Here is a 19319-nt window from a genome sequence, read left to right on the forward strand (position 1 = left end):
TGGTGCCCAGAAGAGGACTCGAACCTCCACGTCCATACGGACACTAGCACCTGAAGCTAGCGCGTCTACCAATTCCGCCATCTGGGCACGGGTTGGTGAGACAGGCGTTTAAGCCTAGGGGCGGGGGGTGTCAACGCGATTCTCGGACCTTTTTTGTTTTTTCTCCCCTGCGCAAATTCACGCGGCCCCAAGACCCATCAAATTCCACAAAAAACACAGGGGTTTCTTGTCGCGGTCGCGCCTTTGTTGCTTGTTCTGAAACGCCATCGGCGCTATCCCATCTCTAATTGGTCTACCTCGGAGGCAACCCATGTCCAAACTTGTCACCATCTTTGGCGGTTCCGGTTTTGTCGGACGTCACATCGCCCGCCGCATGGCAAAAGAAGGCTGGCTTGTGCGGGTCGCGGTGCGCCGCCCAAATGAAGCGATGTTTGTGAAGCCCTACGGCTCGGTGGGTCAGGTGGAGCCTGTGTTCTGCAACATCCGCGACGACGCCTCTGTGCAAGCGGTTATGCAAGGCTCGGACGCGGTGGTGAACTGTGTGGGCATCTTGTCAGACCGTGGCAAAAACACCTTTGACGCTGTGCAGCACGAAGGGGCGGAGCGCATCGCCCGCATCGCCGCCGCCGAGGGTGTCGCAAACATGGTGCATATCTCTGCCATTGGCGCCGACAAAGACAGCGACAGCCTTTATGCCCTGTCCAAAGCGCAGGGCGAAGAGGGCGTGTTGCAGCTCATGCCAAACGCCATGATCCTGCGCCCGTCGGTGATCTTTGGTCAGGACGACGAGTTCTTTAACCGCTTTGCCGCCATGTCCCGTCTGGGGCCTGTGCTGCCGCTGGTGGGCGGCGAGACTAAGTTCCAGCCGGTCTATGTGGATGACGTGGCCCAAGCTGCCGTGATGGGCATCAAAGGCGAGGCGTCGGGCACCTATGAGTTGGGTGGCCCAGAGGTCGACAGCCTGCGTGGCTGGGTGTCTGAGATGCTGAAAGTGATCCACCGCCGCAAGCTGATCGCCAATTTGCCGTTTTTTGTCGGCGGCCTGATGGCCACCGGCTTTGGCCTGCTACAGGCGCTGACTTTTGGTCTGTTCCACAACTCTGTGATCACCAAAGACCAGCTCAAGCTGCTCAAGAAAGACAATATGGTCAGTGACGACGCGCAAGGCTTTGACGCGCTTGGTATCAAGCCGCTCGCACCGGAGGCGATCATGGCCGACTACCTGTGGCGGTTCCGCCCATCCGGGCAGTACGACGCCATCAAGGACTCGGCCCGCAACCTGAAGGTCTGATCTTCAAGGCACCTACGACAGAAACCCTATGAGAATGCCGCCTGCGTGGATCGCACGGGCGGCTTTTTTATGTGGGCGCTGGGCGGGTGCGCCGGACTTGATGGCGACCGCGTCACCTGCAACACTCACAGACACCAACTGCCTTTTGATCTGTGAGTTTTGCCATGACCTGCCCCTTTCGTGTTTCTTTTGCGCTGAGCTGCGCGGTGTGGGCCGCGCCTGCGTTTGCGCAGACTGCCGATACCATCATCACCAACGCAAAAATCTACACTGTGGAAGAGGGCCAACCCTGGGCCGAGGCCGCCGCGATCATCGACGGGCGCTTTGTGAAAGTTGGCGATGCCGACACGGTGGCCCCCCTAACAGGGCCAGACACCAATTTGGTCGATTTGGGTGGCCGCTTTGCCATGCCGGGCATGATTGACGCGCACATCCACCCCCTGCGGTCCCAATTGATCGAAAACGTGGATTTCTCCACCTCTGCCGCCGTTCCGGTGACGCCTGAGGAGTTTGACGCCAAGATCAAAGCCTATGCCGAGTCCGTGCCGGACAAACCTTGGATCATTGGGGCGGCGTTCAGCTGGGGCACCTTTACCGACACGCCGCTGAACTCGGCGTATCTCGACGCGATTGTGCCCGACCGCCCGGTGGTGATCGAGGATGAGACCGGCCATATCGCCATTGCCAACAGCAAAGCCTTGCAAGTGGCGGGCGTCACCAACGACACCCCCGATCCGGTGGGCGGCTATTTTGGCCGCACGGAGGATGGCGCGATCAACGGGCTGCTCTATGAAACGGCGATGCAGGAAGTGTTCAAACACTCCCCCAACTACACTGAAGACGACCTTTATCAGGCGGCGACCGATGTGATGCCCCGTCTGTCCTCGATGGGTATCACCGGCATCAAGGTGGCGCAGGGGGACGCAAACTGGGTCAACGGACTGAAGCGCATGGACGACGAAGGCCTGCTGAAGATGCAGGTTTCGATGACGCCCTATGAGGTCGATTTTTACCGGCTCTATTCCAACGAGGCCTTATTTGAAAACCCGGCGCAATTTGAGACCGATCATGTGCGCATCGATGGGGTGAAGCTGTTTGCTGATGGCGTTCCCTTTGGCCGCACGATGCTGATCAAAGAGACCTATCCGGGCACTGACTACAACGGCCTGCCCATGACCCCACCGGAGAAACTGCGGCAGAAGATTGTCGACTATAACGCCCGAGGCATTGGCGTGATGGTGCACTCCACCGGGGATCGCGGCACGGAGATTGTACTTGAGGGCACCAAGCTTTCGATGCAGCAGAACGGTGTGGAAAAGGTGCGTGCCCTGCGCAATCACGTGGCGCACAATGTGATCATCGACACCGCCGACATCGACCGGATGAAGTACGGCAATGTGGTGATGGAGTTTTCCCCGTCCTTCTGGTTTCCGCGCCCAATCATCGACGCGGCAGAGGCCGATCTGGGCCCGGAGATGCTGCAAACCGTCTGGCGCATTGGCCCGATCCTGCGGTCTGGAGTGAATGTGGCTATTGGCTCTGATTGGAATCAGGCGCAGGCCGATCCATGGACAAACCTCGAAACGCTGGTCACACGCCGCGCGCCCGGAGACGGCCCCAACGGCGTGCTTTTGGGCACCGACAGCCATATCTCGCTGGAGCAAGCGATCAAGGCCTACACCATGGGCGGGGCCTATGCGATGTTCATGGAGGACGAAATTGGCTCCATCCGCCCCGGCAAACGCGCCAACTTTATTGTGCTGGACCGCAACCTGTTTGACATCCCGCTCAACCAAATCCACGGCGCGGTGGTCAACCAAACGTGGTTTGAAGGCGAGATGATCTACGAAGGCGACGTCAAAGTCAGCTTCTGAGCCATGGGGACGTCAACGTTTGTTGGCGTCGCGCAGCATCTCTTCCAGCTTATCGAGCCGGCTCAGCACCTCATCGCGGTAGTTGCCGGTCTCGGCCTCAGCCTCCACATGGTGCGCGTCCTGCATGGAGTTCACCACCAGACCCACCACAAGGTTGAGCACCACAAAGGTGGTCAGCAGGATGAACGGCACAAAGAACATCCAGGCGAAGGGGTAAGCCTCCATCACCGGACGCACGATGCCCATGGACCAGCTTTCCAGCGTCATTATCTGGAACAGTGAGTAGCCGGATTTGCCAAGGGTGCCGAACCAAGCCGGGAAAGCGGCGCCAAACAGTTTGGTCGCCATCACCGCGCCGATGTAGAAAATCAGCGCCATCAGCAGGAAGACGGACCCCATGCCGGGCAAGGCATTGAGCAGCCCTTCGATCACGCGGCGCAGCGAGGGCGCCACTGACACCACCCGCAACAGGCGCAGGATCCGCAACGCCCGCAGTACCGATAGACCCTGGGCGGCCGGCACCAGAGCCACGCCGACAATGATGAAATCAAACAGGTTCCAGCCGTCGCGGAAGAAGTTGCCACGCTGCACGTAAAGCTTGGCGAGGATTTCCCCCACAAAGATCGCCAGACACAGTGCGTCCAGCGTGATCAGCACCGGCCCAATGGCTTCCATAAGCGGCTTGGAGGTTTCCATGCCAAGGATTATGGCATTGAAAAGGATCACGCCGAGGATGGCGTTGCGAAAGGCAGGGCGGTCGATAAACGCCCCGATTTTGTCGCGTAGACTCATGGATGGGATCTCAAAATTGCGCGTTTCAACATCGGTTGCGCGCTACATAGGTGACGGGGGCGGGTCTTCGCAACCCGCCCCCGCAATTCGCCGCAGTTATGGTTTCCAGCCCGGCGGCCCAAACAGCCGCCCCCACAGCTCCCGTCGGGTCTTGGCGCGCTTGATGTCACGCCACAGTCCGGGCAGTTCAGAAAACCAGACTTTCACCGGATTCTGGCTGTCAAAATCTGTGGTCAGCCCATAGCGCGGACGCTCTTCTTCCACCTGAAAGCTACCAAAAATCCGGTCCCAGATGATCAGGATACCACCGTAGTTTTTATCCAGATACTTGTTGTCACAACCATGGTGTACACGGTGATGGCTCGGCGTGTTCAAAACCCATTCCAGCGGCCCCAACTTGCCGATCAATTCGGTGTGCAACCAAGTCTGATAAGCCTGCACAAGGATCACCGATCCCAGAACCACGTCCGGACTGAAACCAACCAAGATCATGGGAATATGCGCAATGAAGGACCACAGACTTTCCAGCGGACCAAAACGCACCGCCGTCACAATGTTATAGTCCCGACTGGAGTGATGCACCGCGTGTTGCGTCCACAAGAGCCGTACCCGATGCGCAATCCGATGCTCCCAATAGTAGGTCAGATCCGCAATCAAAATCGCCAGCACAATCCACGGCATTGTGGTTGGCAGATGCCAGCTCACCACGGTTTCGCTAAAGACATAGAGCCCGAAGTAAAGCGCCGTCATCATCGTCGCTTCGAGCAACAGATAGGGCACCTGTGTCGACGCGCTCGCCAGCATCTCTAGCCAGGTTTTGCCTTTCAAAGAGCCTTTGAACCAGGCTTCTGCAATCTCGATGACTAGAATAGCCACCCCGATCAGGAAGAACACCTCGTCCACCCGTTCGGCCAATCCGATAAACTGCTCCGGTATCATTTTGCTCCTCCCGTCAAACCCGACTGCAAAGTACGCCAAGCCAGCGCCGCGGCCTCCTCTGGCGTGGCATCGCCATCCCGCACCACGGTCCAGGCGGCATAGGTCAGCGTTTCAATCGCCTGCACGATCCAGGCGGTCGGCACATCAGCGTCAAACCCACCTTCTTCCTTCGCCGCGTCAACGGCCTCTGCGGTTTCCTCCAGTTGCTGAGTGTAGGCCTCCAGCACCTCCGGCACATGATCCAGCGGTTCATTTGCAAGGAACATCTGCCGATCCGCCAGAGGAATGATCACCTCTAAACTCAGACGCAGCGCCTCTGTGTAACTCGGCGCATCCTCGGTGGCCGCCTCAATGGCATCATCCAGTTCCTGCATCGCCACCACTGCCAGCGCGGCCATAAGGTCCTCGCGCCCGGCATAGTGGCGATGCAACGTCGCACGCCCCACACCCGCTTCTTTGGCGACGTCCGCCAAGGTGGCTGTGGGATTTGCGGAGAAGACGGAGAATCCCGCCTCTATGATTTTAGCTTCTGATTTTTTCAACATGAGACATAGGTGTATCATTTTTTCTCAAAGTCAAGAGGTGCCCTTTGCGCAATTTTCGGGTCGCCGCACCCCCACCCGCCAATTAGGATACGCTCAAGACAGGAGTGCGACCGATGAATGACATGACCGAAGGCTATCACTACAACGTCATGCGCCGTGCGATTGAGCTGATCGATCAGGGTGGTGAAAACATGTCGCTAGACGACCTGTCCAAGGCCATGGGCATGAGCCCCGCACACTTCCAGCGCCTGTTCACCCGCTGGGCAGGTGTCTCACCCAAACGGTTCCAACAATATCTGACCTTGGGCCACGCCAAGGTGCTGCTGCACGACCATTTCACCACCTTGGACACCGCCAATTCTGTAGGGCTTTCCGGCTCCGGTCGCCTGCATGACCTCTTTCTGCGCTGGGAAGCCATGAGCCCCGGGGACTACGCCAAACGCGGCGAGGGGCTGACCATCTATTGGGGCTGGTTTGACAGCCCCTTTGGCCTCTCGCTGGTCACGGGTACAGAAAAAGGCATTTGTGGCATTGGCTTTGCCGCCGAGACCGGGGCTGAGGCCACCATGGAAGATCTCTTCTCCCGCTGGCCCAACGCCAATTTTGTCGAAGATCCTATGTTTCTGCGCCCTTGGGTGCTTGCCGCATATCAGGCAGAGCAGGCCGACCATGACAAAGTGCCGGTCTATATGATTGGCTCTGCGTTGCAGATCAAGGTTTGGGAAGCGCTCATGCGCATTCCATCAGGCGAGGTCACCACCTATGCCGAGATTGCCCGCAGCATTGGCAATCCGCGTGCCGTGCGCGCGGTTGGCACCGCCGTCGGTCGCAACCCGGTCAGTTGGCTGATCCCCTGCCACCGCGCCATGCGCAAGTCCGGCGGCTTGGGCGGCTATCACTGGGGCTTGCCAGTGAAACGCGCGCTGCTTGCCTATGAGTCCGCCCGCGCGGAAGCTTAAACGCACATTCGGCATCAATTTGCCGATACCGCCCGTCTCTTTGCTTGGGGCAGGCCGCAAAACCAAGTATACAAGCCGCAAAAGCCGACAAACGGCGATACATACTTGAGGCAACGAGATGAAGACACTTCCCCTTTCCCTGAGCGCTGTCGCTTTGCTGGGCCTGACGGCCTGTACCGACCCCGGTTATGTCGCTGGATCTGGCGCAGAACGTGACCAATATCGCAAAACCAAAAACGGCGCGCTGATTGGCGCCTTGGCCGGTGCAGGCATTGCCGCCGTGACCGATGGCGACGCGTTGATGGGTGCCGCCCTTGGCGCCGGTGCCGGGGCCATCATCGGCAACGTGCTCGACAAACAAGAGGCTGAACTGCGGGCTCAACTGGATGACGACGTGCGCATCGAAAACACCGGCGACCGTCTGATCCTGACGCTGCCACAGGACATCCTGTTTGACGTCGACAGCTATTCCGTCAATGCCAGCCTGCAAGACGACCTCGCCAAAGTTGCCACCAGCCTGGAGAAATACCCAGACAGCACCGTGCAAATTCTGGGTCACACCGACAACACCGGATCGGCCAGCCATAACCAAACCCTGTCTGAGCGCCGCGCCAATGCGGTGGCCGATGTGCTGCTCACCAATGGCGTGCCGGTCAGCCGGATCGACACCATTGGCCGCGGTGAGGATCAACCCATCGCCTCCAACCTCGACGAAGACGGACGGCGCCAGAACCGCCGTGTGGAAATTGTGATCCTGCCCACCGCGACTTAAGGCAACGCAGAACCACACAACCACTGTTTGAAAGGCGTCGCTTGATTGCGGCGCCTTTTTCCTTACGTAATGGACACGCGAACAAGGAGATTGGTCTATGCCTCACACACTGCTCGGAATGTCTGGCGCGCTGCGCACGGACTCCACCAACAGCAAACTGCTGCGCGAAGCCGCTCGCCTCTATGGCGCGGACAGCTACGTTGAGGCCAATCTGAACATCCCGCTCTATGACGGCGACCTCGAAAGCAACAGCGGCATTCCCGAAGCGGTCAAACTGTTGGTGCACCAGATCGCCGAAGCTGACGCGGTGCTGATCTCAACCCCGGAATACAATGGCGCAGTCACTGGCGTACTAAAAAACGCACTCGATTGGATCAGCCGCCATTGGGAAAAGCCCATGGTGGGCAAGCCCACCGCCTTAATGAGCGCCGCCGCTGGCCGCGCCGGTGGCGTGCGCGCACAGACTATGCTGCGCAGCTGTCTTGTGGCGTTTCGCCCGCGCATCACCCTGGCGCCAGAAGTGGGCATTGCCGACAGCGGCAACGCTTTTGATGACAATGGCCAGTTTGTCAGCGAGCGCTATACGGCCTCCGTGACGACACTCATGGATGCGCTCAAAGCGGACGTAGAGCAGGCATCCAATAAAGCCTAAAGCGAGGCTTCGGGACGGAAGGCCTCCGGTATTTCGTCCCGCCCTTCCAGCACCAGATCGGCCATCACCTCGCCCGCTTTTGGTCCCATGCCAAAGCCAATCTTGAACCCGCCATTGGCAATGAATGCGCCATCCTTGGTGGGGTGTTTGCCCAACATCGGCGCACGGCTTTTGGCACGGGGGCGGACGCCTGCCCAGCGCTCAATAACCTCCGCATCTTTCAAGACTGGCACCGCCGCATAGGCCCGCGCCAGCACATCATCAAGCTGAGCATCCGTGCTTGAAGGATCGTCAAATTCTCGCTCGCTTGTAGAACCGATCGCCACAGTTCCATCGGCGTGAGGGACAATATGCACAGCATCGGCAAACAATTGTGGCGCAGAGGATTGATCCAGCCGCAGTAACGCCGCTTGTCCCTTGACGCCATTGCCCACTGGTTTGCCCATGTCTTCAGACAGATAGAGCAAACCTTGCCACCCTGTTGCCCAGACCACCTTGCCAACCCGCGGGCCCTCCGCAACAATCTCGCAGTCCTTGCTGCGCAACGCTGCCGCCAGGGCTGCACAGGCGCGCCGGGGGAACATGCGCCCGCTCAAGGTGTCGTGGATCACCCAGCCCGTTGGGCTTTCCGGCGCCCAATCGCTAAGGGTATCCCGCTCCACAACCTGCCACTGCGCCTTGCCTTGCCACAGCTCTTTGGCGCTCTCTGCCCTAGCCTTCGCCAGCTCCAATGCGCGTGCGTCTTTCACCGGCTGTATGCGCCCCGTGCGTCCGTAGCCTGCGCTCACGCCACCGGTCGCCTCGACTTCGGCCCACCAGCCTTCGGCCATAATCAGACTCTCAAACTGAAACGCCTTCTTCACGTTCCAATTTTCCGGCGTGTGCGGCGCCAAAGCGCCGACCAATCCGCCGCTGCTACCGGCACCCACACCACCAGGATCAATCACCCGCACCTTGGCCCCACGTTTGGCACAGGCCCAGGCCACGGACAGCCCAAAAGCTCCGGCTCCCATCACGGTCACGTCCACCATTGCCAATCCCTTCATTTGTGGTCAAATGCGCCGTCACCTCCATAAGGCAAAGCGACATGAGCGACCAGCACGCGGATCTCGATTGGCGAGACAACGTCATCCCGGTGTCCACCCGGTTTGATGACCCGTATTTCAGCCTCGACAACGGGCTGGCCGAAACACGCCATGTGTTTTTGGACGGCAACCACTTGCCCGCCCGCTTTGCTCCCGGCTTCCACATTGCCGAGCTGGGCTTTGGCACCGGTCTCAATTTGCTAACGGTCTGGAAAACCTGGGACGAAAGCGGCCAAACCACGCCGCTGTCTTTCACAACCTTTGAAGCCTTCCCGATGAGTCCCGAGGAAATGGAAAAAGCTTTGGCAGCATTTCCGGAATTAAGCGATTACGCCACCCGCCTAGTGGCCGCTTATGCGGAAGACCCAACCCTTGCCACGCTTGCGGGCATCCACGCCCGCGTGGTGATTGGCGACGCGCGTGAAACCCTCGCGGCGCAAAGCTTTGAGGCGGACGCATGGTTTCTGGACGGCTTCTCGCCTGCCAAAAACCCCGAACTCTGGGACGCAGACCTGATGGCCCAAGTCGGCGCGCACACCAAAGCAGGCGGCACCGCCGCGACCTATACCGCCGCGGGCTTTGTACGCCGAAACCTGGAGGCCGCAGGCTTCACCGTCACCCGCGCCCCGGGTTTTGGCCGCAAACGCCACATGACCCATTGTGAAAAACCCGCAACATGACACAGCCCAACAACCGCCTCGGCATCCTTTTGATGTCGCTCACCACGCTGGTCTTTGCGCTGCAAGACGGCATCTCCCGCCACTTGGCAAGCGAATACAACACCTACCTCGTGGTGATGATCCGCTACTGGTTCTTTGCGCTGTTTGTCATTGCGCTGTCTTCCCGCCAACCCGGCGGTATCAAGGCAGTGGCGCGCACCAAATTCCCGCTGCTGCAAATTGGCCGTGGTGCGCTTCTGGCGCTGGAAATCTGCGTGACCGTGGTGGCCTTCACTCTGCTAGGCCTTACTGAGAGCCACGCCATTTTTATCTGCTACCCGCTGATCATCGCCGCGCTGTCCGGGCCTGTTTTGGGCGAGCGGGTGGGCTGGCGCCGCTGGGCCGCCATTGGTGTCGGCGCGATTGGTGTGCTGATCATCCTGCAACCTGGCTCCGGTGTCTTTAGCCCCGCCGCCATTGTTCCGCTCGTTGGCGCACTGATGTTCGCGGTCTACGGGCTAATGACCCGCTACGTCGCCCGCGGTGACACTGGTCAGACCAGCTTTTTTTACACCGGTGTGATCGGCTGCATCGTCATGACCGCGATTGGCGTGTTTTTCTGGGAGCCGATTTCGGGCCGCGACTGGATCTGGATGGGCACGCTCTGTTGTACTGGTGTCTTCGGACACTGGTTGCTGATCCGCACCTATGAGGTCGCCGAGGCCAGCGCCGTGCAGCCCTTTGCCTATCTGCAACTGCCCTTTGCGGCCGCGCTTGGCATGGCCGCCTTTGGCGAAACCCTGCGCCTGAACGTGGCCATAGGCGCGGGCATCGTGCTGGCCGCTGGGTTGTTCACATGGTGGCGGGAACGCCAATCCGCCTGAAGCCTTAGCGCACCTTGATGGTGCCGCCCGTGATCTCCTGACCAAACGGTACCGGATGCGGGTCCTTGCCCAACCGTGCGCGATAGACCGGCAGGCTTTCGGACACCCGCATCACATAGTTGCGGGTTTCGTTAAACGGGATCATCTCGATCCAGTCGATCATGGCCTCAACAGTCCCGCCACGCGGATCGCCGTTGCTTGCCATCCATCGCTCAGGACGACTCGGGCCAGCATTGTAAGCCGCCGAAATCATGATGATGTTGCCATCAAACTGCTCCGCCAGGCCAGCCAGATAGGCGCTGCCCAACCGCGCGTTATATCCCGGATCAGAGGTCAGGTTGCCCAACACATAAACCTCACCAATCTCCGCCGAAACATCCCGCGCGGTGCCCGGCATCAGCTGCATCAAACCCCGCGCGCCTGCATGGCTGACCACCACCGGATCAAACTCACTCTCCCGCCGGGCAATGGCCAAGGACAACTCATCGGCCACCGGCAGTTTTTGGTCGACCAGCGGATGCAGCGGATAATAGGGCCCCGGCAAAGTCACACCCATGCGCACCATCTGCTTGCCCAGCATCACCCCAATGTGCGGCTGCCCAAGATCCAACGCCATCTGCCCCAGCTGACCCAAACCCGTGCGATCCTGCGTTTCGCTCAGATGCACCCAGAACCGCTCCGCAAGGCTCAGCTCCCCCGCCGCCAACAAAGCCCGCGCCGCTTTGTGCACGCTTGAGGTGGTCCAGCTGGCCTTTTGCCAATCCGGGAACCGCTCCTGACCGGACAAAGCCGGATCATGTGCAATCCCTGCCTTTTCCGCCGCCAGCAGCCCATAGAAACTGGTCTGATGCGCACCGCCCGCCACATAGGCCTGCTGCGCGGTGGTCTTGTCGCCCATCGCCTCATAGGCACGGCCCAGCCAATAGCCAGCGCGACCTAGCGAAATAGGCGTCTCCACCGACTGGGCAAAATTCAGGAAATGCGCGGCAGCTTCTTCGGGGCGGTCGAGAAAGCGCAACGCCAAATACCCGGCCAGCCACTCACAATCGGAATAGGCATAGCCCGCCTCTGGTGTCAGCTTATGTGTCGCCGCCAAGGCATAGGCGGTTTTGTAGTTCCCCGCCCGCATCTGATTGCGCACCAAAGACCGGCGCCGTGGGGCCCATTCCTCAGGCTCCCCCAACGTGCCCGCTTTGCTGCGCGCCAGGATAAGCTCAATGGCGCTGTCGTTGCGGTCTTTGCGATGCCGCCAGACAAAGCGCTCATGCGCCAGCCCCGGATCACCCTGCAAACTGTCCGGCACCGCCGCGATCAACCCGTCGACCCCTTTGGCCATCGCCCGCAGCCCAAGCCGCGCTTTGGCCAGTGCCACCCAGCCCTCGGGCACATGGGCGTACATCGCCTCCGAATTGGAGGTCCAATTCTTCCACAGCATCGCATCCAGCCGTGCCGTATGATGCGGCTTCAGCAAATCGCCATAGCGTGCAAGGTAATCCGCTTTGGTCGTGCTGTTCATCGCCATGGTGCGCCAGGCTTCCACAATCGTGGCCTGCGCCGCGCCATCCTCGCCTGCCTGAGTCAGCACTTTGGCCTGCGCCAGCGCGCCTTCGGCGGTCTGCGCCGGGCCATGCACAAAGAACGACAGCGCCATCTCATCGCTCACGTCGTCAAAAGCCGCTTCCGACTGCTTACGCAAATAGGGCAACCCCGGCCAATCCCCGCGCCGATCCAGAAACGCCAAAACCTGATCCGCCGAGCCTTCGCCCGCGCGCAACCGGTGCCATTCCACAATGTCACGGGTCACCTGATCGGTCTCGCGCACCGCCTTGGCCGCGCCGCCCCAATCCTTGGCGCGGATCGAGGTCATAGCCGCACGCAACTCATCGCGAAACTGCGCATTTACGGGAACAGCGACCAGCAAGGCCACAAACAGAGTCAGAAAAAGACGCAACATGGCTTGCATTTTCCTATGCCAGACAGGATAGAACCCGCAAGATACGCCGCGCACCCGAAGGCCTCAACTCACAATCTTGGCAAGTGGGCAACTTCCCGCTAGGGTCCGCGCGATTTACCAAAATGGGCAATTCCGCCCAGCTACGCATTAAAAGGAGCGTGCCATGTTCAAAGGGTCCTACCCCGCACTCATCACGCCGTTTACGAACGGCGAGCTGGATTTGGAAACGCTCAAGAAGATCGTCGAGTGGCACATTGGTGAAGGCACCAATGGCTTTGTGCCCGTGGGCACCACCGGCGAAAGCCCAACGCTGAGCCACGAAGAGCACGAAACCGTTGTCGAAGAGGTTGTTAAAGCCTCCGCCGGTCGCGTGCCAGTGATCGCAGGCGCGGGCTCCAACAACACTTTGGAAGCCATCCGCTTTGCACAACACGCCGAGAAAGTTGGCGCAGATGGCATTCTCGTGGTGACGCCTTACTACAACAAGCCAACCCAACGCGGCCTGATCGCACATTTCACCGCGGTACATGACTGCTGTGAACTTCCAATCATCATATACAACATTCCGGGCCGCTCCGTGATCGACATGACACCGGAAACCATGGGGGAGCTGGCCAAGCTGCCACGCATTGTAGGTGTAAAAGACGCCACCGGCGATCTGGCCCGCCCAAGCCAGCAACGTGCCACCTGTGGCGCTGACTTCATCCAACTGTCCGGCGAAGACGCCACCGCACTTGGCTTCAACGCACACGGCGGTGTCGGCTGCATCTCTGTGACAGCCAACGTCGCGCCAAAACTCTGCGCCGAGTTCCAGGCCGCCACGCTGGCGGGCGACTATGCCAAAGCTCTGGAGTATCAGGACAAACTGATGCCGCTGCACGAAGCCATCTTTGTAGAGCCAGGTCTGGTCGGCGCGAAATACGCTATGTCCCGCCTTGGCCTTTGCAACGAAGAGGTACGCCTGCCACTGACCGGTCTGACCGACGCCACCAAGGCACAGATCGACGCCGCTATGGCGCATGCCGGTCTGCTCTAAGTCCGCACAAATTTCGAGGCCTTGCCCTCAAAAAGAAAGGCGCCCACTGGGAGCCTTTTTCATGTCTGCTGGTCTGTAAACTAGTGCCAGAGCGCCAGGCCAAAAGCCAATGTCGCCACGGTGCCAAACACCCCAAGCCCAATGCCAGAAATCATCCAGGGCCACACTGGGCGCGACCGCTCAACCTTGTCCTCGGATTGCGCAATCAACGCCGCTTCGACCATTGCCGGCAATCTTGGCCCAAAGCGCGACAGCACACGCGCGGTCTTAGCCAGATCGCTCAACACGGCGCGCGGGCCTATGCTTTCCTGAATGTAGGCTGACACCACAGGCTTCGCCACATCCCAGATGTTCACACGCGGATCAAGCGACCGCGCTACCCCTTCGACCACCACCATTGTGCGCTGCAATAGGATCAACTCTGTGCGGGTTGCCATGCCAAAACGTTCGGTGACTTCAAACAGGTAGTTCAACAGCCGTCCCATCGAGATCCGCGTGGCGTCCATGCCAAAAATTGGCTCGCCCACAGCCCGCAAGGCCCGCGCGAACTCATCCACATCCTGATCAGCAGGCACATAACCCGCCTCAAAATGCACCTCGGCCACGCGTTTGTAGTCCCGCTGAATGAAGCCATACAGAATCTCGGCATAGACCCGACGTGTGTACTCGTCGATGTAGCCCATGATGCCAAAATCATAGACAATAATGTCGCCATTGGCGGCGACCTTCATGTTGCCCTGATGCATATCCGCATGGAAATACCCGTCGCGCAGCGCATGATTCAGGAACAGCTCCAAAATCCGACTGCCCAGCGCGTGACGATCATGTCCCGCTGCATCCAGCGCATCATTATCGCCAATAGGAGTGCCTTCCGCCCAACCCAGCGTCATCACGCGGCGCGCGGAATGCTCCCATTGAACGGTAGGCACCTGATACCCAGGATCCTCTGCCGAATTGGCCGCATATTCACTGGCATTGGCACTCTCAAGACGCAGGTCCAGCTCAGACGTCACACCTCGATCAAAGTGCTCGATTACATCCCGCGGCCGCAAGCGGCGCGAGCCGGGCGACAGGAATTCAATGGTATTGGCCGCAAAATAAAAAGCATCGATGTCTTTGCGAAACGCTTTCTCGATCCCGGGCCGCAGGATTTTCACCGCCACCTCTTCACCGGTTTCCCGCAATCGCGCCCGATGCACCTGCGCAATCGACGCCGCGGCCACCGGCTCGGAAAACTCGGAGAAAATCTCATCCACAGGCTGGCCCAACTCGGATTCGACCTCTGCCTTTGCAGTAGCCAAATCAAACGGCGGCAGCTTATCCTGCAGAACCCGCAACTCACCAGCCAAATCTCCGCCAACCACATCCGGACGAGTCGACAACACCTGACCAAATTTGATGTAGGCAGGCCCCAAAGCCGTCAAAGCACGTGGCAACGCCGGCGCATCGGGATCGCCCTTGTAGCCCAGCCACTGAAACGGCCAGACCAACCCGCGCAGCACAACGCGCACAAGGGTTGGCGCCTCAAAGGCATCCATCACCACCTTCATCGCGCCAGTGCGCTCCAACGTGGCGCCGGTGCGGATCAAGCGGATAATGTTGTGCGGACCTCTCACAGCTTCCAACCCGAATGCAGCGCGGCAATGCCCATGGTCAGATTGCGATACTTCGCATTCTCAAACCCGGCGGTCTTCACCATATTAAGGAAAGTCTCCTGATCCGGGAACTTGCGAATGCTCTCCACCAAATACTGATAGCTGTCGCGATCATTGGCGATCACCTTGCCCATCTGCGGAATGATGTTGAAAGAATAGAGGTCATAGACCTTCTGCATCATGTCATTTGGGATCTGGCTGAACTCCAGCACCATCAACCGCCCACCGGGCCGCAACACCCGAAACGCTTCATTCAACGCTTCCTGCGGACGGGTCACATTCCGGATGCCAAAGCTGATTGTGTAAACGTTAAAGGTGTTGTCCTCAAACGGCAACGCCATCGCATCTCCCACAACCCAATCAAGGCTCTCGGCCATATGGTCCGCTTCGGCCCGTTTGCGCCCTTCGACCAGCATCGGCTCAGTCAGGTCGCAGACAGTCGCATGACCATGACCGGCCCGTTTCAGAAACTTGAACGACACGTCCCCGGTGCCACCAGCCACATCGAGCAACTTCTGCCCCGGACGTGGCGCCAGCCAATCCATCATCGCATCCTTCCAAATGCGGTGAATACCCATCGACATCACGTCATTCATAATGTCGTATTTGCTGGCAACCGAGCCAAATACGCCCTGAACACGCCCGGCCTTTTCGCTTTCCGGCACGGTTTCAAAGCCGAAATGGGTGGTGTTTTTGCTGTCCGCCATGATGCGAAATCCTCTTGGTTGCCACATTCATATAGGGCCGTCCAAACAGGTACAATGCGCTGATTTGGCACCCGACAAATGCAAACCACATCACCCCCGCTTGCGTATCCTGCAAGTCTTTGCGCATTCTTTGCCAAGTTGATCTGTAGGAGCACAAATGCCCGAACTGCCTGAAGTCGAAACCGTGCGCCGCGGATTGCAACCGGCCATGGAAGGCGCCACCATTGCCCGCGCGCAAGTCAACCGCCCTGATCTGCGCTGGCCTTTCCCCGAGCGTATGGCGGAACGGCTCACCGGCGCCAAGGTCACGCAACTGCGCCGCCGCTCCAAATACATCCTCGCGGACCTCGACACTGACGAGTCGCTGCTGATCCACCTTGGCATGTCCGGCCGCATGACGGTCTCCGGCGACCCGCTGGGACAGTTTGCCCATGACCATCCTCAGGCCGAGAAACACGACCATGTGGTGTTTGACATGGACAACGGCGCGCGCATCACCTTCAACGACCCGCGCCGTTTTGGCGCGATGGACCTCCTGCCCTCGGACAACACCGAAACCCACCCGCTGATCGCCAAACTTGGGCCGGAGCCTCTGGGCAATGATTTTCACGAATCCTATCTGGCTGAACGACTCGCCGGAAAAAACACCCCGATCAAATCAGCCCTGCTGGATCAACGCATCGTGGCGGGCTTGGGCAACATCTATGTCTGCGAAGCACTGTTCCGCGCAGGGATAGCGCCAAAACGCAAAGCTGGGGCCATCTCACAGGCCCGCGTACACAGTCTTGTGCCCATCATCCGTCAGGTGCTGCAGGAGGCCATCGAGGCCGGGGGAAGTTCGTTGCGTGACTTTCGCCAAGCCGACGGCGAACTGGGGTATTTTCAACACACTTTTGACGTCTACGGACGGGAGGGGGAACCCTGCAAAACCCCCGATTGCACTAGTAAAATAAGCCGAATCACCCAATCTGGCCGCTCGTCATTCTACTGTGCGCAATGCCAAAGATAGCTTGATCCATATGTATCAAATGATAATCAATCACTCCTGACCGGAACAATGAAAGCATTACTCATGGCTTTTGAGACGATCATCGTCGAAATCGAAGACCACGTCGCCCTTATCAAACTCAACCGCCCGGACGCCCTGAACGCGCTCAGCCAACAGCTGATCGGCGAACTGCAGGATGCTCTGGAAAGCGCGGATGCCAACGACAAAGTGCGCTGCATCGTGATCACCGGCTCTGAGAAAGCCTTCGCTGCGGGCGCGGACATCAAAGAAATGTCCTCGATGAGCTTCGCAGACGTGAACCTCACCAACCTGTTTGCCGAGTTTGGCGACCGCATCCAGGACATCCGCAAGCCCGTCATCGCGGCAGTCTCCGGCTACGCCCTTGGCGGTGGCTGCGAGCTCGCCATGGCCTGTGACTTCATCATCGCGTCTGAGACCGCGAAATTTGGCCAGCCAGAGATCAATCTCGGCGTCATCGCCGGCATCGGCGGCAGCCAGCGCCTGACCCGCGCCGTGGGCAAGTCCAAATCCATGGACATGAACCTCACCGGCCGTTTCATGGACGCCGCAGAAGCAGAGCGCTCCGGGCTTGTGTCCCGCGTTGTGCCTGCCAAAAAGCTGATGGAAGAATCCATGAGCGCCGCCCAAAAGATCGCGGAAAAATCTCTGATCGCCGCGCGCACCGCCAAAGAGGCTGTGAACCGCAGCTTTGAAAGCTCCCTGCGCGAAGGTCTGCTGTTTGAGCGCCGCGCCTTCCACTCGCTGTTTGCGACCGAAGATCAAAAAGAAGGCATGGCAGCCTTCATGGAAAAGCGCGAAGCGCAATTCCGCGACCGCTGATCGGTTGGTTGATCACATCAAAAAGGGCCGCCCGAAGGGGAACGGCCCTTTTTTGCGTGCGGTTGGGATATTCACGCCGCTTGGGTTGCGGTTTCACCCTGCAGCCTTATTGCCAATACACAAAGGGCTCCCAGCACCAATTCGATCACGGTGCTTTGAATCAAAGCGGCATTGGGCAGGCCGTCGAGCAACATACCAACCATGCGGGCGCCGCCGTATCCAAAGTAGATTACTGCCGCAGCCGATAATGCGGCCACTGTCCAACTGGAGTTCCAGATGGCCCTGAGGGACAGGGCTCCCACAGCCAAAAGAACAAGGGAGGGAGCGCGCAACTCGCTGCGCAGGTTTATGTCAGACACTTCGGCAATGCCGACGGAGTGGTGCAACACATCCGGAAAGAACAGCAGCAACCCACCGATGGCGAGGGCGACACCTGCGCTTAATAGAAGGACGGTTTTGGTAAAAAGAGAAGTCATTGGTCGTTCCTTTCTTGACTAGCAAGCCAAATCTAGGACGCCACACTGCGACGATTAATGCCCGTATCCACTGATTTGTTAGCTTTTCGTCCAGAATATCTAGACGCGAGCTGATTTAGGTGTTGTCTTATTTGTCATGAACACACGCTCCCCAATTCCTTTTGATCCCGCCCAATCGCAAACGGTGAAACGCAATGCTTTTGGCGAAATCTTTCATCTGCTGAAATTGACGGGAACATTTTATTGCCAATCACGGCTTAAAGCGCCTTGGGGCATTGCCGTACCCGCCATGCCAGACGTCATGACATTTCTTGTGGTCACGCGGGGCCAATGCTACCTGCGCCAAAGCAGTGCGCCGGATATGGCGTTGGCGCAGGGCGATTTTCTACTGTTGACCGCTGGCAAAGCGCATGAAGTGCTCAGCGACCCAAATTGTACAGCAACCCCTCTTGATCAGTTGCCCGTTGAGCCTGTGTCTGAGGTGTACGAAACGCTGTCCTTTGGCGGCGGCGGCGAAACAACGCAACTCATGTATGGTGTGATGCGGCCGGATCATGCTGCAAGCAGTATCTTGATGGCGCTGCTGCCGGATCAACTGCACATCAGCCGTTGGTCTCAAAGCAGCACGGCTTGGCTACAAGGGACGATGCAATTCATCGCAGATGAGGCGCAAGAGCAGCGCCCGGGCGGAGAAATGGTGATCACGCGGCTTGCAGATGTGTTGGTGATCGAAGCCATCCGCACATGGCTCAACACGCGCGGCGGCGTGGAAAGCGGCTGGGTTCGTGCTGTACGGGATCCGCAGATTGGCCGGGCATTGGTGCAGATTCATCAGTACCCTGACAAAGACTGGAGCGTGCACTCTCTGGCTCAGGCGGCAGGCATGTCCCATTCTGCGTTCTCGGCAAAGTTCACGAACCTAATTGATATGTCCGTGAAACGCTATCTCACTATGTGGCGCATGCATCTGGCACGGGACCATCTGTTGCGCACCACACAGCCCATCAGCGCCATTGCAGCCGAACTAGGGTACTCTTCTGAACCGACTTTTCATCGGGCGTTCAAACGCGTGTTTGGCATTCCGCCGGGCGCCGTGCGCCGCCATGCCGATCGCCGGGAAACGGATGCAAACTAGTCCCTGCGACAAGAGTGTCCGTTGACGATTTCCACAAACGGGCGCAAAGCTGACA

The 19319-nt window shown here is 58.9% G+C and carries 19 protein-coding genes and 1 tRNA gene; 11 read left to right on the plus strand and 9 right to left on the minus strand.

The genetic code is table 11. The features are described from left to right. Positions 1-87: transfer RNA gene (locus MK208_RS14715), tRNA-Leu, on the minus strand. 223 nt (positions 88-310) lie between these two features. Between MK208_RS14715 and MK208_RS14720 the strand changes: the two genes are divergently transcribed. Together MK208_RS14720 and MK208_RS14725 are read left to right on the plus strand one after the other, a co-directional pair. Continuing rightward, positions 311-1291, plus strand: coding sequence for a complex I NDUFA9 subunit family protein (locus MK208_RS14720; protein ID WP_294117879.1), 981 nt, complete (start codon positions 311-313; stop codon positions 1289-1291). A 164-nt stretch (positions 1292-1455) separates the two neighbouring features. After that, positions 1456-3165 (plus strand): amidohydrolase, encoded by a 1710-nt coding sequence (locus tag MK208_RS14725; RefSeq protein ID WP_294117882.1) that lies wholly within the window; start codon positions 1456-1458, stop codon positions 3163-3165. A 12-nt stretch (positions 3166-3177) separates the two neighbouring features. Here the strand turns inward: MK208_RS14725 and MK208_RS14730 are convergent, their stop codons facing one another. The 3 genes from MK208_RS14730 to MK208_RS14740 all read right to left on the minus strand — a co-directional run bounded on the left by MK208_RS14730 (position 3178) and on the right by MK208_RS14740 (position 5441). After that, positions 3178-3957: an ion transporter gene (locus MK208_RS14730; RefSeq protein WP_294117883.1), complete on the minus strand. Its 780-nt coding sequence runs from the start codon at positions 3955-3957 to the stop codon at positions 3178-3180. A gap of 96 nt (positions 3958-4053) precedes the next feature. After that, positions 4054-4896, minus strand: a complete 843-nt coding sequence (locus MK208_RS14735; RefSeq protein WP_294117886.1) for a sterol desaturase family protein — start codon at positions 4894-4896, stop codon at positions 4054-4056. Then, on the minus strand, positions 4893-5441 hold the full coding sequence (locus tag MK208_RS14740) for a TetR/AcrR family transcriptional regulator (protein ID WP_294117888.1): 549 nt from the start codon (positions 5439-5441) through the stop codon (positions 4893-4895). The genes MK208_RS14735 and MK208_RS14740 overlap by 4 nt, the downstream gene beginning before the upstream one ends. Positions 5442-5554: 113 nt before the next feature. On the opposite strand from MK208_RS14740, the gene MK208_RS14745 reads away from it, so the two are divergent. The 3 genes from MK208_RS14745 to MK208_RS14755 all read left to right on the plus strand — a co-directional run bounded on the left by MK208_RS14745 (position 5555) and on the right by MK208_RS14755 (position 7824). After that, positions 5555-6400 (plus strand): bifunctional helix-turn-helix domain-containing protein/methylated-DNA--[protein]-cysteine S-methyltransferase, encoded by an 846-nt coding sequence (locus MK208_RS14745; protein WP_294117891.1) that lies wholly within the window; start codon positions 5555-5557, stop codon positions 6398-6400. A 118-nt stretch (positions 6401-6518) separates the two neighbouring features. Beyond that, positions 6519-7172, plus strand: coding sequence for an OmpA family protein (locus MK208_RS14750; RefSeq protein ID WP_294117893.1), 654 nt, complete (start codon positions 6519-6521; stop codon positions 7170-7172). A 97-nt stretch (positions 7173-7269) separates the two neighbouring features. Beyond that, the gene (locus MK208_RS14755) at positions 7270-7824 is read left to right on the plus strand and encodes an NADPH-dependent FMN reductase (RefSeq protein ID WP_294117895.1); all 555 of its coding nucleotides are present in this window, start codon (positions 7270-7272) and stop codon (positions 7822-7824) included. Here MK208_RS14755 and MK208_RS14760 read toward each other — a convergent pair. Beyond that, on the minus strand, positions 7821-8861 hold the full coding sequence (locus MK208_RS14760; protein ID WP_294118132.1) for an FAD-binding oxidoreductase: 1041 nt from the start codon (positions 8859-8861) through the stop codon (positions 7821-7823). The two genes, MK208_RS14755 and MK208_RS14760, sit on opposite strands and share 4 nt — an antisense overlap. Positions 8862-8911: 50 nt before the next feature. On the opposite strand from MK208_RS14760, the gene mnmD reads away from it, so the two are divergent. Together mnmD and MK208_RS14770 are read left to right on the plus strand one after the other, a co-directional pair. Beyond that, entirely contained in the window at positions 8912-9589 is a 678-nt protein-coding gene (mnmD, locus tag MK208_RS14765; RefSeq protein ID WP_294117897.1) for a tRNA (5-methylaminomethyl-2-thiouridine)(34)-methyltransferase MnmD, read from the plus strand. After that, positions 9586-10452: a DMT family transporter gene (locus tag MK208_RS14770; RefSeq protein WP_294117898.1), complete on the plus strand. Its 867-nt coding sequence runs from the start codon at positions 9586-9588 to the stop codon at positions 10450-10452. The genes mnmD and MK208_RS14770 overlap by 4 nt, the downstream gene beginning before the upstream one ends. A gap of 4 nt (positions 10453-10456) precedes the next feature. On the opposite strand, the gene MK208_RS14775 is transcribed toward MK208_RS14770, so the two are convergent. Continuing rightward, positions 10457-12406, minus strand: coding sequence for a lytic transglycosylase domain-containing protein (locus tag MK208_RS14775; RefSeq protein WP_294117900.1), 1950 nt, complete (start codon positions 12404-12406; stop codon positions 10457-10459). 163 nt (positions 12407-12569) lie between these two features. Here MK208_RS14775 and dapA point away from each other — a divergent pair, with 163 nt between their 5' ends. Then, the gene (gene dapA / locus MK208_RS14780) at positions 12570-13442 is read left to right on the plus strand and encodes a 4-hydroxy-tetrahydrodipicolinate synthase (RefSeq protein ID WP_294117902.1); all 873 of its coding nucleotides are present in this window, start codon (positions 12570-12572) and stop codon (positions 13440-13442) included. 80 nt (positions 13443-13522) lie between these two features. Here dapA and ubiB read toward each other — a convergent pair whose 3' ends face one another. Together ubiB and ubiE are read right to left on the minus strand one after the other, a co-directional pair. Then, positions 13523-15058 carry a 2-polyprenylphenol 6-hydroxylase gene (gene ubiB / locus MK208_RS14785; RefSeq protein WP_294118134.1) on the minus strand — a complete coding sequence of 512 codons (1536 nt, stop codon included), beginning with the start codon at positions 15056-15058 and terminating at the stop codon, positions 13523-13525. Next, complete coding sequence (gene ubiE, locus MK208_RS14790; protein WP_294117905.1) at positions 15055-15804, minus strand: bifunctional demethylmenaquinone methyltransferase/2-methoxy-6-polyprenyl-1,4-benzoquinol methylase UbiE; 750 nt, start codon at positions 15802-15804, stop codon at positions 15055-15057. Before ubiE ends, ubiB begins: the two co-directional genes overlap by 4 nt. 157 nt (positions 15805-15961) lie before the next feature. Between ubiE and mutM the strand changes: the two genes are divergently transcribed. Next, the gene (gene mutM / locus MK208_RS14795; protein WP_294117908.1) at positions 15962-16813 is read left to right on the plus strand and encodes a bifunctional DNA-formamidopyrimidine glycosylase/DNA-(apurinic or apyrimidinic site) lyase; all 852 of its coding nucleotides are present in this window, start codon (positions 15962-15964) and stop codon (positions 16811-16813) included. 63 nt (positions 16814-16876) lie between these two features. Further along, positions 16877-17653 (plus strand): enoyl-CoA hydratase, encoded by a 777-nt coding sequence (locus MK208_RS14800; RefSeq protein WP_294118137.1) that lies wholly within the window; start codon positions 16877-16879, stop codon positions 17651-17653. A gap of 71 nt (positions 17654-17724) precedes the next feature. Here the strand turns inward: MK208_RS14800 and MK208_RS14805 are convergent, their stop codons facing one another. Further along, a complete protein-coding gene (locus tag MK208_RS14805) occupies positions 17725-18129 on the minus strand; it encodes a DUF4345 domain-containing protein (protein WP_294117910.1) in 405 nt (134 codons plus the stop codon). Between the two features lie 136 nt (positions 18130-18265). Between MK208_RS14805 and MK208_RS14810 the strand changes: the two genes are divergently transcribed. Beyond that, a complete protein-coding gene (locus MK208_RS14810; protein ID WP_294117912.1) occupies positions 18266-19264 on the plus strand; it encodes an AraC family transcriptional regulator in 999 nt (332 codons plus the stop codon). The last annotated feature ends 55 nt before the right edge of the window (positions 19265-19319 follow it).

It is taken from the genome of Shimia sp., assembly GCF_022448905.1.
Taxonomy (GTDB): Bacteria; Pseudomonadota; Alphaproteobacteria; order Rhodobacterales; family Rhodobacteraceae; genus Shimia.